This is a genomic window from Micromonospora sp. NPDC000089, from assembly GCF_042899365.1.
GTDB lineage: Bacteria > Actinomycetota > Actinomycetes > Mycobacteriales > Micromonosporaceae > Micromonospora.
Genome location: NZ_JBIAZT010000008.1, coordinates 203,207 through 215,957 on the forward strand (window position 1 = coordinate 203,207; position 12,751 = coordinate 215,957).

At 71.5% G+C, this 12,751-nt stretch carries 15 protein-coding genes; 9 read left to right on the forward strand and 6 right to left on the reverse strand.

The annotated features are described in order from the left end of the window. Positions 1-46: 46 nt before the first annotated feature. Positions 47-283, forward strand: coding sequence for a hypothetical protein (locus ACFY3U_RS17315; protein ID WP_387202063.1), 237 nt, complete (start codon positions 47-49; stop codon positions 281-283). Positions 284-367: 84 nt separating this feature from the next. On the opposite strand, the gene ACFY3U_RS17320 is transcribed toward ACFY3U_RS17315, so the two are convergent. From ACFY3U_RS17320 to ACFY3U_RS17330, 3 genes are all read right to left on the reverse strand, one after another. Further along, positions 368-1,120: a GH25 family lysozyme gene (locus ACFY3U_RS17320; protein ID WP_387202066.1), complete on the reverse strand. Its 753-nt coding sequence runs from the start codon at positions 1,118-1,120 to the stop codon at positions 368-370. Positions 1,121-1,246: 126 nt separating this feature from the next. Beyond that, a complete protein-coding gene (locus tag ACFY3U_RS17325; RefSeq protein ID WP_387202069.1) occupies positions 1,247-1,786 on the reverse strand; it encodes a Uma2 family endonuclease in 540 nt (179 codons plus the stop codon). Further along, positions 1,783-1,995: a hypothetical protein gene (locus tag ACFY3U_RS17330; protein ID WP_387202072.1), complete on the reverse strand. Its 213-nt coding sequence runs from the start codon at positions 1,993-1,995 to the stop codon at positions 1,783-1,785. The genes ACFY3U_RS17325 and ACFY3U_RS17330 overlap by 4 nt, the downstream gene beginning before the upstream one ends. Before the next feature lie 224 nt (positions 1,996-2,219). On the opposite strand from ACFY3U_RS17330, the gene ACFY3U_RS17335 reads away from it, so the two are divergent. From ACFY3U_RS17335 to ACFY3U_RS17355, 5 genes are all read left to right on the forward strand, one after another. Beyond that, positions 2,220-2,441, forward strand: coding sequence for a helix-turn-helix transcriptional regulator (locus tag ACFY3U_RS17335; protein WP_387202075.1), 222 nt, complete (start codon positions 2,220-2,222; stop codon positions 2,439-2,441). A gap of 80 nt (positions 2,442-2,521) precedes the next feature. Beyond that, positions 2,522-3,265 (forward strand): M50 family metallopeptidase, encoded by a 744-nt coding sequence (locus tag ACFY3U_RS17340; RefSeq protein ID WP_387202078.1) that lies wholly within the window; start codon positions 2,522-2,524, stop codon positions 3,263-3,265. A 52-nt stretch (positions 3,266-3,317) separates the two neighbouring features. Further along, complete coding sequence (locus ACFY3U_RS17345; protein WP_387202081.1) at positions 3,318-4,298, forward strand: ketopantoate reductase family protein; 981 nt, start codon at positions 3,318-3,320, stop codon at positions 4,296-4,298. A 65-nt stretch (positions 4,299-4,363) separates the two neighbouring features. After that, the gene (locus ACFY3U_RS17350) at positions 4,364-4,855 is read left to right on the forward strand and encodes a SigE family RNA polymerase sigma factor (RefSeq protein ID WP_387202084.1); all 492 of its coding nucleotides are present in this window, start codon (positions 4,364-4,366) and stop codon (positions 4,853-4,855) included. After that, entirely contained in the window at positions 4,855-5,724 is an 870-nt protein-coding gene (locus ACFY3U_RS17355; protein WP_387202087.1) for a hypothetical protein, read from the forward strand. Before ACFY3U_RS17350 ends, ACFY3U_RS17355 begins: the two co-directional genes overlap by 1 nt. 51 nt (positions 5,725-5,775) lie before the next feature. Here ACFY3U_RS17355 and ACFY3U_RS17360 read toward each other — a convergent pair whose 3' ends face one another. Continuing rightward, positions 5,776-7,359, reverse strand: coding sequence for an acyl-CoA carboxylase subunit beta (locus ACFY3U_RS17360; RefSeq protein ID WP_387202090.1), 1,584 nt, complete (start codon positions 7,357-7,359; stop codon positions 5,776-5,778). Positions 7,360-7,432: 73 nt separating this feature from the next. On the opposite strand from ACFY3U_RS17360, the gene ACFY3U_RS17365 reads away from it, so the two are divergent. Both ACFY3U_RS17365 and ACFY3U_RS17370 read left to right on the forward strand, forming a co-directional pair. Further along, a complete protein-coding gene (locus ACFY3U_RS17365) occupies positions 7,433-8,305 on the forward strand; it encodes a biotin--[acetyl-CoA-carboxylase] ligase (RefSeq protein WP_387202093.1) in 873 nt (290 codons plus the stop codon). Between the two features lie 172 nt (positions 8,306-8,477). Continuing rightward, on the forward strand, positions 8,478-9,047 hold the full coding sequence (locus ACFY3U_RS17370) for a PH domain-containing protein (RefSeq protein ID WP_387202096.1): 570 nt from the start codon (positions 8,478-8,480) through the stop codon (positions 9,045-9,047). A gap of 57 nt (positions 9,048-9,104) precedes the next feature. Here ACFY3U_RS17370 and ACFY3U_RS17375 read toward each other — a convergent pair whose 3' ends face one another. Both ACFY3U_RS17375 and ACFY3U_RS17380 read right to left on the reverse strand, forming a co-directional pair. Next, positions 9,105-9,815 carry a GtrA family protein gene (locus ACFY3U_RS17375; RefSeq protein WP_387202099.1) on the reverse strand — a complete coding sequence of 237 codons (711 nt, stop codon included), beginning with the start codon at positions 9,813-9,815 and terminating at the stop codon, positions 9,105-9,107. Positions 9,816-9,878: 63 nt separating this feature from the next. Further along, on the reverse strand, positions 9,879-10,415 hold the full coding sequence (locus ACFY3U_RS17380) for a GtrA family protein (RefSeq protein ID WP_387202282.1): 537 nt from the start codon (positions 10,413-10,415) through the stop codon (positions 9,879-9,881). A gap of 454 nt (positions 10,416-10,869) precedes the next feature. Between ACFY3U_RS17380 and ACFY3U_RS17385 the strand changes: the two genes are divergently transcribed. Then, positions 10,870-12,714 (forward strand): phosphoenolpyruvate carboxykinase (GTP), encoded by a 1,845-nt coding sequence (locus ACFY3U_RS17385; protein ID WP_387202102.1) that lies wholly within the window; start codon positions 10,870-10,872, stop codon positions 12,712-12,714. Positions 12,715-12,751: the final 37 nt, after the last annotated feature.

Here is a 12,751-nt window from a genome sequence, read left to right on the forward strand (position 1 = left end):
CCGTCGTTCTGGGTACCTGATCTCCGACGACGGAGGGAGGCACGACATGGGTTACCGACGGAGGGACGCCCGGCCCCGGCTGGCACTGTGGATGTTGGTCGCGCTCGGCGACGTCGTCCTGCTGATGATCGGCGCCGGTCTGCCGGCGATGGTGGCGCTCCTCGCGGTGGCGGCGGTCGTCGGCACCGTGGTTGCCGTCCGGCGGATCAGCCGTAGGGGCGCGCTGGTCGCCGACGAGGACGCCGTGGCGGCGCCGGTGGTGGTCGGCCGCGAGGTCGCCTGAGCGGACACGGACGTCGGCGGCAGCCGGACCAGTCATCACCTGCGGTGACCGATCCCGCTGCCGCCGAGTCGTGTCCGGTACGGATCAGGTGTTGTTCGCCAGCGCGACCAACCGGGTCCGGTCGCCGTTCCAGTAGTTGCGGTCGACGTTTCCGCTGATGCCGGAGACGCTGCCGCTGCTGGTGTACTGCCAGAAGCTCCACACCGGCGCGCCGGCCGGCAGCGCGCCCGGGGTGCTCGACCAGCGGGCCAGCCAGAGCGGGTGGTTCGCCCACGGGCCGGTCCAGCTGCCGGTGCACTGGTTCCACCAGCTGGTGGTGGTGTAGATGACCGCGTACCGGCTGGTGCGGGACCGGTAGGTGGTCAGGAAGTCCTGGATCCAGTTGCGCATGCCGGTGGTGCTCAGGCCGTAGCAGTAGCCACCGCTGTACGGGTTCGCCTCGATGTCCAGCGCGGCCGGCAGGGTGCGGCTGTCCGCCGACCAGGCGCCGCCGTTGCTCGCCAGGAAGTTGGCCTGGGTGGCGCCGGAGGAGATGTTCGGCCGGGCGAAGTGGTACGCGCCGCGGATCACCCCGGCGTTGTAGGCGCCCACGTAGTTCGCGCCGAAGTTGGCGTCCTTGACGGTCGTACCCTCGGTGGCCTTGATGAAGGCGAACTGGACGCCCGCGTTGCGCACGCTGGTCCAGTTGATGCTGCCCTGGTAGCGAGACACGTCGATGCCGGGCGTGGTGGCCGCGGCCGCCGGTCCGGCGGTGGCGACCAGGGCGACCGCCGCGGTGGCGGCGGTGGTGAGGGCGGCGGCTAGCAGCCGGCGCAGCGAGAATCTGGTACGGGTCATGGATGCCTCCGAGGACGCCGATCGATTGACGCCAATCTTTGGAGATCGGTGCCGTGCGGCGCAAGAGGTCACGAAGAGAACTTCCATCGACGTCGACCGAAGAATCGGATGACTGGCCGGCGGCGGTCAGCGCAACGCGGCTGGGTCCAGCTGCCAACGGAACGGCTCGGCGACGCTCAGCGTCTCGCCGGCCTTGGCCACCCGATTCTCGACGTAGTGCGCGCCGTCCAGCCGGTACAGCCGCAGCACGTGACCGTCGCCGTCCTGCTCGACCAGCAGGTACCACGGGATGCGCGCGATCGCGTACAGCCGCATCTTGAGCACTCGTTCCACGACCGCGTTTCCCGGCGGCAGGACCTCGCAGATCAACGCGATTCCACTGGCCTGAAGCGGCACCCCCGGCTCGTCGGCGCCGGCGACCACCACGTCCGGGATGGCGATGCGGTCGACGTCGAGGCGGACGTTCGTCGCCGCGAGTACCAGCAGGTCCGTGGCCGTAGCCTCCAAGCTGCCCGCCAATCGATGGGCGATGAGCTGATGGCGCAGGTTCGGCACGGGACTGACGAGCAGGCTTCCGTCGAACAGTTCGACCCGGCCGGGCGTCTTGCCGAGCGCGAGGTAGTCATCCTCGGTCCAGAGGCCGACGTGGCGGTCCAGGCGGCTCACGCCGCTGGACCCTCTGCGCGGCCACCTGCCAGGCGGCGAGCCTTGAGTACGCTGCGCGCCCAATCCAGCATCTCGCAAGTGTTGTCGGCGCATTGCGCGCAGCGGCTGGTGGCCCGGTGCTCGTTCGGCGGCTCGTGGTGCTGGGCCACCACCCGCTGCGCCGTCCAGATCACCAGCGCCGGCGTGACCGGCCCGTCGTCCATGGGCATAGATCGGCCCCTCTCCTCAAGAGATAGGCAGGTCCGGGCACCGATCCCCGATCAGGTACCCGGACCGCTACCTGTTGTGACTCCGCAACGTTCCCTTGCCCGCCGCCCCTCTGTCAAGTATGAAACCCCCCGTGGGGTGGTTGTAAGTCTTCTCTGGCAGCACTAATGGGCGGTCCAGGAGGGCTTTCAGGTTCGTAAGGGGGGCCGATCAGCATGCTTCCGACATGGCCCGGAAGAAGTTGTACGGCTCGGCGGAGCTGCAGGAACGCCTTGGCGTATCCCGGGTCCGGGTCGTCCAGCTCACGAGTCGGCCCGACTTCCCTGAGCCGTTCGAACGTCTGGCCGGCGGCTCGGTCTGGTGGGCGGAAGACGTCGAGCGATGGATCTCCGAACACCAACCGTGGAAGGCCCGCGGCGCCGACGAACCTCCGCCGCCGCAAAGCTGACGCACGTGCTCGATTGCTGAGGTCTGCGGGCCTAACTGGCCTGCGCGGTGCCACAGCACCGGCCGGTAGGCTCCCCGCCCATGGTGTCGATCGACGGGCTCGCCGGCCTCTGGGACCGGCTGTTCAGCGCGCAACCCGACCCGCCGCCGCTGCTGGTGCTGCTCACTGCGGTCGCCGCGCTGCTGGTGGTGGCCACCCGGCTGCCGTGGCGGATCGCCCGGAACGCGGTGACCATCGCGCACGAGGGCGGGCACGCGCTGGTGGCGCTGCTGACCGGCCGCCGGCTGCACGGCATCCGGCTGCACTCGGACACCTCCGGCCTGACGCTCTCCGCCGGCCGACCGAGCGGCCCGGGGATGATCCTCACCCTGCTCGCCGGGTACGTCGCACCGTCGCTGGTCGGCCTGGCCGGCGCCTGGCTGCTCGGCGGGAACCGGATCACCCTGCTGCTCTGGCTGGCGGTGGCGCTGCTGCTGGCCATGCTGGTGATGATCCGCAACGTGTTCGGCGTGCTCTCCCTGCTGGTCACCGGCGGGGTGGTGCTCGCCGTCTCCTGGTACGCCACCCCGCAGGTGCAGGCCGCGTTCGCCTGGACCTCGGTGTGGTTCCTGCTGCTCGCCGGGGTACGGCCGGTCATCGAGCTGCAACGGCAGCGCTCCCGCGGTCGGATGCCCGAGTCCGACGCCGACCAGCTGGCCGGCCTGACGCCGTTCCCGGCGTTCTTCTGGGTGCTGTTCTTCGGGCTGGTCAACCTGCTCGCGCTGGCCGTCGGCGCGGCCCTGCTCGCCGGCCCGATCCTCACCGACGCCGGCATCACGCTCTGAGACCCGGCCCCGGCCAGACCGTCCGAGGGGCGCCTGCCGGGAGAATGACGTCATGCACTACGTGATCATCGGGGCGGGCGCGGTCGGCGGCACCATCGGCGTACGGCTGGCAGAGGCCGGCCACGACGTGACGCTGGTCGCCCGCGGCGCGCACCTGGCGGCGTTGCGGCGCGACGGGTTGACCCTGCACTCGCCGGACGGGGTGCGGCGCTGGCGCGGCGCCGCCGTCGACGGCCCGACCGACCCGCTGCCCGCCGATACCGCGCTGGTCCTCACCGTCAAGTCGCAGGACACCGCCGCCGCGCTGGACGCCTGGGCGGACGCTCCGGTCGCCGGGGGCGGTACGGCGGCCGAGCGGCTGCCGCTGTTCACCGCGCAGAACGGGGTCGCCAACGAGCCGACCGCGCTGCGACTGTTCGACCGGGTGCACCCGGTCTGCGTCTGGCTGCCCGCCACCCATTTGCAGCCCGGGGTGGTGGTCGCCAACGGGCATCCGTACCCTGGGATGCTGCAGCTGGGTCGCTACCCGGCGGGGTCGGACGAGGTCGACCGGGTGGTGGCCGCGGATCTCGGCGGCGCCGGCTTCCTGGCCGCCGTCCGGGACGACGCGATGCGCTGGAAGTACGGCAAGCTGCTGGCCAACCTGGGCAATGGGTTGGGCGCGTTGCTCGGCCCGCAGCCACCGGACGACCTGGCGGCGCGGTTGCGGGCCGAGGGCGAGGCGGCGCTGGCCGCGGCCGGGATCGCGCACACCAGCACCGCCGAGGAGGCGGCCGAGCGCGGTGACCGGGTGCAGATAAGCCCGGTGGAGGGCCGGCCGCGCGGCGGCAGCTCCACCTGGCAGAGCCTGGCCCGGGGCGCCTGCTCCACCGAGGTCGACCACCTCAACGGCGAGATCGTGCTGCTCGGCCGCCGTTACGGGGTGCCGACCCCGGTCAACGTCGCGGTGCAGCGGGCGGTCCGCCGGGCGGTGCGGGAGCGGATCCCCGCCGGCGCGTTCCCGGCGGAGCGGCTGGCCGAATTGGTGCGCTGAAACCGGCAACCGCGCGGTACGCCCGGCGCGTGTCTCCTGCGACCGATCACGGGGGAAGGTGGCAGGTGCCGGACGTCGATGAGTACGACGAGTTCTACCGGGGCAGCCGGCAACGGCTGCTCGGCTACGTGTACGCGTTGACCGGGAACCTGCCCGAGGCGCAGGACGCGGTGCAGGAGGCGTACGTCCGGGCCTGGCAGCGCTGGTCGACCGTCAGCGGTTACGACGACCCGGAGGCGTGGGTGCGCGTGGTGGCCAGCCGGATCGCGGTCAGCCGGTGGCGCAGCCTGCGCAGCCGCGCCCGTGCCTACCGGCGGCACGGGGCGCAGGAGAGCGTGCCCGGGCCCGGCACGGACACCGTCGCCGTGGTCGCCGCGCTGCGCCGGCTGCCCGAGGAGCAGCGCGTCGCGCTCACGCTGTACTACCTGCTCGGCATGCCCGTCGCCGAGGTCGCCCGGGAGACCGAGGCGCCGGTCGGCACGGTCAAGGCGCGGCTGTCCCGGGGGCGTACCGCGCTGGCCGGGCTGCTCGCCGTGGTGGACGTGGAGGAGGCCTGATGGACGAGGACCTGAGCTTCGTCGACCGGTTGCACGGCGAGTTGAGCGCGGTGCGCTGGCCGGAGCCGGCCGAGCTGCGGGCCCGGGCCCGGCGGCGCAGCCGGCGGACGGCGGTGTCGGCCGCGGTGGCCGTCCTGGTGGTGGCGTCGGCCTCGGCGGCGGTGGCCGCGCGGCCGAGCCGGGACCCGGATCCGGAGCCGGCGCCGGTGGCCGCGCCCGCCACCCTCACCGGGCTGCGCGCGGAGATCCCGCTGGACGCGCTGCTGCCCACTGCGGCGCTCCCGGCGCCGGCCGCGGCGCCGCTGACCACGGCCGGTATCGGTGAGGGGGTCCGGGTAGACGACATGCTGATGGCATGCCTGCGGGAGAAGGGTGTCCCGGCGGCGGAGTGGCGGGTCTCCCGGTACTCCCGCTCGCAGACCGTCCTGCAACGACGGCCGACGGACGGCCCCGAGCGGGAACCGCTGTTGATCCAGGACGTCTACCGGATGTCCGCGGCCGCCGGTGGGGTCTTCGACGACCTCGACCGGTACCTCGCCTCCTGCGGCGAGTGGCGCAGCACCGACCAGATGCTGGTGCGCGGGCGCGAAACCGAGGTGACCGCGACCCACCGCTGGGCGGTGGCGGCGCGGGACTTCGCCGGCGACCAGGCGGTGCTGCTGCGGCACACCGTGTCGGGGCCGCTGCCGGTCGGCACGTACGCGGGCACCCGGAGCGAGCAGGCCAAGCCGGTCGACACGGCGGTGGTGCGCTCCGGTGACCTGGTCAGTGTGCTCACCCCGGCCGCCGGTGGCTCCGAGGCGCAGGTGAAGGGCCTCGCCGCGGTCGCCGCCCGGCAGCTGTGCAGGGCCGCGAACCCGCCCTGCTGACGTGGCGCGCCGCCGTCCGCGCCCCGGAGCGCGGACGGCGGCGAAGCGCGGTCAGAGCGGGATGTTGCCGTGCTTCTTCGGCGGCAGGGTCTCCCGCTTGGTCCGCAGCACCCGCAGCGCCCGGACGATCTGGGTGCGCGTCTCGTGCGGCGGGATCACGCTGTCCACATAGCCCCGCTCGGCGGCGATGTACGGGTTGGCCAGGGTGTCCTCGTACTCGGCGATCTTCTCGGCGCGGACGGCGGCCGGGTCCTCGGCGTCGGCCAGCTCGGAGCGGTAGAGGATGTTCACCGCGCCCTGGGCGCCCATCACCGCGATCTGCGCGGTCGGCCAGGCGAAGTTCAGGTCGGCGCCGAGGTGCTTGGAGCCCATCACGTCGTACGCGCCGCCGTAGGCCTTGCGGGTGATCACGGTGACCTTCGGGACGGTCGCCTCGGCGTACGCGTAGATCAGCTTGGCGCCCCGGCGGATGATGCCGTCCCACTCCTGGCCGGTGCCGGGCAGGAAGCCGGGCACGTCCACGAAGGTCAGCACCGGGATGTTGAACGCGTCGCAGGTGCGCACGAAGCGGGCCGCCTTCTCCGACGCGGCGATGTCCAGCGTGCCGGCGAAGTGCATCGGCTGGTTGGCGACCACGCCCACCGGCCGGCCCTCGACCCGGCCGTAGCCGATCACCAGGTTCTGCGCGTAGAGCGGCTGCACCTCCAGGAACTCGCCGTCGTCGAGGACGTGCTCGATCACTCGGTGGATGTCGTACGGCTGGTTGGCCGAGTCGGGGATCAGCGTGTCCAGCTCCCGGTCCTCGTCCGTGATCTCCAGATCGGCGTCCACGGAGAACACCACCGGCTCGTCGAGGTTGTTCGACGGCAGGTACGACAGCAGCGCCTTGACGTACTCGACCGCGTCGTCCTCGTCGGTGGCGAGGTAGTGCGCGTTGCCGCTGCGCGAGTTGTGGGTGCGGGCGCCGCCCAGCTCCTCCATCGCCACGTCCTCGCCGGTGACCGTCTTGATCACGTCCGGGCCGGTGATGAACATGTGCGAGGTCTGGTCGACCATCACGGTGAAGTCGGTGACCGCCGGGGAGTAGACCGCGCCACCCGCGCACGGGCCCATGATCAGCGAGATCTGCGGGATGACGCCGCTGGCCCGGACGTTGCGGAAGAAGATCTCGCCGTACAGGCCGAGCGAGGCGACGCCCTCCTGGATCCGGGCGCCGCCGGAGTCGTTGATGCCGATCACCGGGCAGCCGATCTTCATGGCCAGGTCCATCACCTTGACGATCTTCTCGCCGAAGACCTCGCCGAGCGAGCCGCCGAAGACGGTGAAGTCCTGGGCGAAGACGCACACCTGCCGGCCGTCGACCGTGCCGTAGCCGGTGATCACGCCGTCGCCGTACGGGCGGGTCCGCTCCAGACCGAAGGCCGTGGACCGGTGCCGGGCCAGCTCGTCCAGCTCGACGAAGGAGCCCTCGTCGAGCAGCAGCTCGATCCGCTCGCGGGCGGTCTTCTTGCCCCTGGCGTGCTGCTTGGAGACCGCGCGCGCCGAGCCGGCGTGCACCGCCTCGTCGACCCGTCGCTCCAGGTCCGCCAGCTTGCCCGCGGTGCTGTGGATGTTGATCCCGGTCTCGGTAGTCACCCAGGGAATATAACGATGGTTCAGGAAGACGCCGCTGTGCAGTGCGCCTCACCACCGCCCGTAGGCTGACGGGATGCCCGGCTCGCCGTACACCGACCTGGATCGCCCGCCGCTGTCGGCGGCCCGGCTGGGCCGCGCGCTGACCGGCCCGCACGGCCCGTGGCGCCGGCTGGACCTGCGGGTCGAGACCGGCTCGACCAACGCGGACGCGGTCGCCGCGGCCCGCGCCGGCGAGCCGGAGGGGCTGGTGGTGGTCGCCGAGCGGCAGACCGCCGGCCGGGGCCGGCGCGGCCGGGTCTGGCAGTCGCCGGCCCGCGCGGGCATCGCGACCAGCGTCCTGCTCCGGCCCGGTGACGCCGTCGCCGACCGCGGCTGGCCGCCGGCGCCCGCCACCGGGTACGGCTGGCTGCCGCTGCTCGCCGGCGTCGCGCTGGTCGAGGCGGTGAGTCGGCTGGCCGAGCTGGAGGCCGGCCTGAAGTGGCCCAACGACCTACTGGTCGGGGACGCCAAGTGCGCCGGGATCCTGGCCGAGGCGGTGCCGGACGCCTCGCCCGCCCGGCCGCCCGCGATCGTGCTCGGGATCGGCCTCAACGTCACGCTGCGCGCCGACGAGCTGCCGGAGCCGACCGGGCTGCCGGCCACCTCGCTGCAACTGGCCGGGGCCACCGCCACCGACCGGGACCCGCTGCTGCGCGCGCTGCTGCGCTCGCTCGCCGACTGGTACGACCGCTGGCGCACCGCCGGCGGCGACGCCGAGGCGTCCGGCCTGCGGGCGGCGTACCTGGAATCCTGCGCCACGATCGGCCGGGAGGTCCGCGCGCTGCTCCCCGACGGCACCGCGCTCACCGGCCGCGCCACCGGCATCGACACCGACGGTCGCCTCCTGCTGGACACCCCCACCGGCCCGCACGCCCTGGCCGCCGCCGACCTCCTCCACCTCCGCTGACCCGCGTCGCCCGGCCCCTCCGCCTCGTCGATCTAGGGCCAGATGTCGCTAGTTGATCTCCAATCACGACGACAAGCCCTAGATCAGGGCGGGATTGGGACGGGTAGGTGATAGGGCGAAGTGGGGTGGGGGGTTACGGTCGGCGCGTCCGGTTGAGGTCGTGGAGGGTGTCGTGGGTTTTCCTGAGGACGTGCTGACCGAGGACGAGCATGTCGTCCTGCACCTGCATCCGCACTGGAAGGCGCTGTTGCGCCCGATCCTGGTGCTGGTGCTCGGCCTCGCCGCGGTGGTGGCGGGCTGGATCCTGCTGCCCGATGGCGACGGCGGCACCATCGCGCTGTACGTGATCGCCGGGCTGGCCCTGGTGCTGGCCCTGGTGCTGGGGCTGTGGCCGTTCCTGGTCTGGCGCACCACCCACTACCTGTTCACCAACGAGCGGGTGCTGCTGCAGGAGGGGGTGCTCTCCCGGGACCGCCGGGACCTCCCGCTGGCCCGGATCAACGACCACTCGATGAACCAGCGCTTCGTCGAGCGGCTGCTGGGGTGCGGCACGCTGACCATCGAGTCGGCCGGTGAGCGCGGCCAGTCGGTGCTGCGCGACGTGCCCGGCGTGAGCCGGGTGCAGACCACGCTGTACGAGCTGGTCGAGGCCCACCACGACAAGCACTCGCTGGGCGACGGCGAGATGCGGGAGATCCTGGCCGACATGCGCGACGGCAAGCCGCTGCGCGAGCCCAACTGACCGGTCGTACGACGAAGCCCCGTCCCCCTGCCGGGGCGGGGCTTCGGTGTGTGCGGGTCAGCCGCGCGGTGACCGGCGTCCGCCGGCGTGCAGCTCCGGGGCCAGCTCGGCGTCGAGGCCCGTGCCGACCGAGCGGCCCAGGCCGGCGTCGGCCGGAGCGGTGCGTCCCGGCGGCTGCGGAAAGACCGGCTCGGCGGCGGGGCCGGTACGCGGCTGCTCCTGCGCCTCCTCCAGCTCGCTGACCGACTCGGCCAGCTCGGCCACCGGGTCCATCTCGGCCATCGTGTCCCACTCGTCCCGTTCCACGGTGTGCCAGGTCTCCTCGGCGTGCTGCGGGACCGGCTGGAAGACGAAGGTCCGGTACGACCAGAAGCGGAACAGGGTGCCCAGCAGCACACCCACGGTCTTGGCCAGGTTCAGCGCGAGCAGGCTGGTCAGCCCCAGGCCGTACTTCGCCGCGGCGAGGACGCCGAGCTCGATCAGCAGGCCGGCGCCGTTGAACAGGAAGAACAGCGCGTATTCCCGGCGTAGGGCAGATTTCGGTCGATCCCGGTACGTCCAGTGCCGATTCATCAGATACGACGTGATCGTCGCGACGACGGTGGCGATGACCGTCGCCTTCAGCTGACCGTCGACAAAGACCGTGAGTGCGAGCGCATTGAACACCGCGTAATTGATGGCGGTGTTGATGCCTCCGACGATGCCGAATTTGAGCGCCTCGTGGATGAACTTCTGCCAGCGCTCGGGCAGCAGACGGACAAGACGCATGCGGAACACCTTAGGGCAGTGGGCGGGGCCGGCTCTGTCCGGCTGGGCAGGATGGGCGGCAGGTCACGCCCGGGACGATCGGTCGTGCGCCGCCTCTGGAGCATCGGGATTTCCCGGATCCACGAAGACGAACCGTCGGTACGACCAGAACCGGAACAGCGTCCCGAGGACGGTGCCGACGACGTAGCTGGCGATGTTGTCGGCCAGTCGGGTCTGGAACACCGCCGGCCAGACGGAGCCGAGGCCGTAGCGGCTGATCGCCAGGCAGGCGACCGCGATGCCGAGGCCCACGGTGTTGAAGAAGAAGAACAGCCCGTACTCCCGGGCGGGGTGGGAGCGCTTGCGGTGCCGCCAGGTCCAGAACCGGTTGCCGAGGAAGGCGACGGTCGCGGCGAGGACCGTGGCGATGACCTTCGCGGTCACCTGCTCCATTCCGCTGGCGGAGGTGAGGTAGTTGAAGAGCGCGAAGTCGATCAGAAAGGCGACGCCGCCCACGGTGGCGAACTTGCTCATCTCGCGGACGAGGTGGCCGAAGCGGTCCAGCAGCGAACGGACCAGACCCGGAGGGGTCTGCGGGTAGCCCGGTTGGTCCCCGGTCATCGTCGCGGCCACCCGCCGACTGTACCGGTTGCGGGCACGCCTCACGGGGACCAACGACGAGGTGGCAGGCCGGGCCGCGCGGGGCGGGGCGGCGGGCTCGACGGCGGACCGGCCGAGCGTAACGCTGCGTCGACGCCGGGTGGACGATCCGGTGGAATCGTCGGCGGCGGTCCCGTCGTCCGGTTCCGCCGGGGGCCGGTGTCCGTTCCTCGCGGGGCGCCGACAGTTTCCCGCAGGATTTGCGTGAAACTGCGCGCGAAAGCGGGTATCAGATCGTGATGCCGCACCCGGGCCGCACCTTGTGCAGTTGTTCACAACCAGTCCCACTGACTGGAAGGGCAGCCCGGTTTACGCTGAGGCCAATCCCAGGTTTCCACGAAGGCGACGCGGCTCGCGCCCGCCACAACTCGTGCATCCCATAGATCGGTCAGCGTCGACCACAAGGAGATGTGTCATGGTTGCTCCGGCTACTGTGCGGGGTATCGATCAGGCCCCGACCAGCCATCCCAAGCTGCTCGCCTGGGTCCGGGAAGTCGCGGAACTGACCACCCCGGAGCGGGTCGTCTGGGTGGACGGGTCCGACGAGGAATGGCGGCGCCTCACCGACGAGCTGGTCGAGGCCGGCACCCTGATCCGCCTCAACCCGGAGAAGAAGCCGAACTCGTTCTACGCGCGCACCGACCCGACGGACGTCGCCCGGGTCGAGGAGCGCACCTTCATCTGCTCCGTCGACGAGGCGGACGCCGGCCCCACCAACAACTGGATGGCGCCGGCCGAGATGAAGCGGACGATGACGGAGCTGTACCGCGGCAGCATGCGCGGGCGCACCATGTACGTCATTCCGTTCGTGATGGGCCCGGTCGAGGCCGAGCGCCCGATGTTCGGTGTGGAGATCACCGACAGCCCCTACGTGGTCGCGTCGATGCGGATCATGACCCGGATGGGGGCGAAGGTCCTCGAGGCGATGGGGAACGACGCAGACTTCGTGCACGCGCTGCACTCGATCGGCGCGCCGCTGGCCCCCGGCCAGCAGGACGTGGCCTGGCCGTGCAACGACACGAAGTACATCTCGCACTTCCCGGAGTCCCGGGAGATCTGGTCGTACGGCTCCGGCTACGGCGGCAACTCGCTGCTGGGCAAGAAGTGCTACTCGCTGCGGATCGCCAGCGTGATGGGCCGCGACGAGGGCTGGCTCGCGGAGCACATGCTGATCCTGAAGATCACCTCGCCGGAGGGCAAGGTCCACCACGTCGCCGGCGCCTTCCCGTCCGCCTGCGGCAAGACCAACCTGGCCATGGTGGAGCCGACCATCCCGGGCTGGAAGGTCGAGACGATCGGCGACGACATCGCCTGGATGCGGTTCGGCTCCGATGGCCGGCTGTACGCGGTCAACCCGGAGTACGGCCTGTTCGGCGTCGCGCCCGGCACCGACTGGAAGACCAACGCGAACGCCATGCGGACGCTGGACCGGGGCAACTCGATCTTCACCAACGTCGGCCTCACCGACGACGGCGACATCTGGTGGGAGGGCATGGGTGAGCCGCCGGCGCACCTGATCGACTGGAAGGGCAACGACTGGACGCCGCAGAGCGAGAACACCTCCTCGCACGCGAACAGCCGGTTCTGCACCCCGATCACCCAGTGCCCGATCCTGGCCGACGAGTACTACGACCCGAACGGCGTGCCGATCGACGCGATCCTGTTCGGCGGCCGCCGCCGGGACACCATCCCGCTGGTCACCGAGGCCCGGGACTGGGTGCACGGCGTCTACATGGGCGCGACGCTCTCCTCGGAGACCACCGCCGCCGCCTCCGGCGCGGTGGGCGTGGTGCGCCGCGACCCGATGGCGATGCTGCCGTTCATCGGCTACCACGCCGGTGACTACTTCAACCACTGGATCGAGATGGGCAAGGGCACCGACGGCGACGCCGCCAAGCTGCCCAAGATCTACTACGTCAACTGGTTCCGTAAGGACGCCGAGGGCAACTTCCTCTGGCCGGGCTTCGGCGAGAACTCCCGCGTCCTCAAGTGGGTCATCGAGCGGCTCGAGGGCACCGCCGACGCGGTGGAGACCCCGATCGGCATGGTGCCGGCGCAGGACGCGCTGGACGTCGACGGCCTGGACATGACGCCGGAGGACGTCCGGATCGCGCTGAAGGTCGACCCGGAGGAGTGGCGCAAGGAGCTTCCGCTGGTCACCGAGTGGTTCGAGAAGTTCGGCGACAAGCTGCCCGGCGTGCTCTGGGCCGAGCTGGACGCGCTGCGCGCGCGGCTCGACGCGGAGCAGCCGCAACGGTAGGTGTGACGGGCGCCCGAACCGGGCACCAACGGATCCC

Bases quoted from the DNA above. Each gene is read 5' to 3' on its own strand.
- ACFY3U_RS17315 (WP_387202063.1), top strand. From the start codon at position 47: ATGGGTTACCGACGGAGGGACGCCCGGCCCCGGCTGGCACTGTGGATG.
- ACFY3U_RS17320 (WP_387202066.1), bottom strand. From the start codon at position 1,120: ATGACCCGTACCAGATTCTCGCTGCGCCGGCTGCTAGCCGCCGCCCTC.
- ACFY3U_RS17385 (WP_387202102.1), top strand. From the start codon at position 10,870: ATGGTTGCTCCGGCTACTGTGCGGGGTATCGATCAGGCCCCGACCAGC.
- ACFY3U_RS17375 (WP_387202099.1), bottom strand. From the start codon at position 9,815: ATGCGTCTTGTCCGTCTGCTGCCCGAGCGCTGGCAGAAGTTCATCCAC.
- ACFY3U_RS17345 (WP_387202081.1), top strand. From the start codon at position 3,318: ATGCACTACGTGATCATCGGGGCGGGCGCGGTCGGCGGCACCATCGGC.
- ACFY3U_RS17365 (WP_387202093.1), top strand. From the start codon at position 7,433: ATGCCCGGCTCGCCGTACACCGACCTGGATCGCCCGCCGCTGTCGGCG.
- ACFY3U_RS17340 (WP_387202078.1), top strand. From the start codon at position 2,522: ATGGTGTCGATCGACGGGCTCGCCGGCCTCTGGGACCGGCTGTTCAGC.
- ACFY3U_RS17330 (WP_387202072.1), bottom strand. From the start codon at position 1,995: ATGCCCATGGACGACGGGCCGGTCACGCCGGCGCTGGTGATCTGGACG.
- ACFY3U_RS17380 (WP_387202282.1), bottom strand. From the start codon at position 10,415: ATGACCGGGGACCAACCGGGCTACCCGCAGACCCCTCCGGGTCTGGTC.
- ACFY3U_RS17355 (WP_387202087.1), top strand. From the start codon at position 4,855: ATGGACGAGGACCTGAGCTTCGTCGACCGGTTGCACGGCGAGTTGAGC.
- ACFY3U_RS17335 (WP_387202075.1), top strand. From the start codon at position 2,220: ATGGCCCGGAAGAAGTTGTACGGCTCGGCGGAGCTGCAGGAACGCCTT.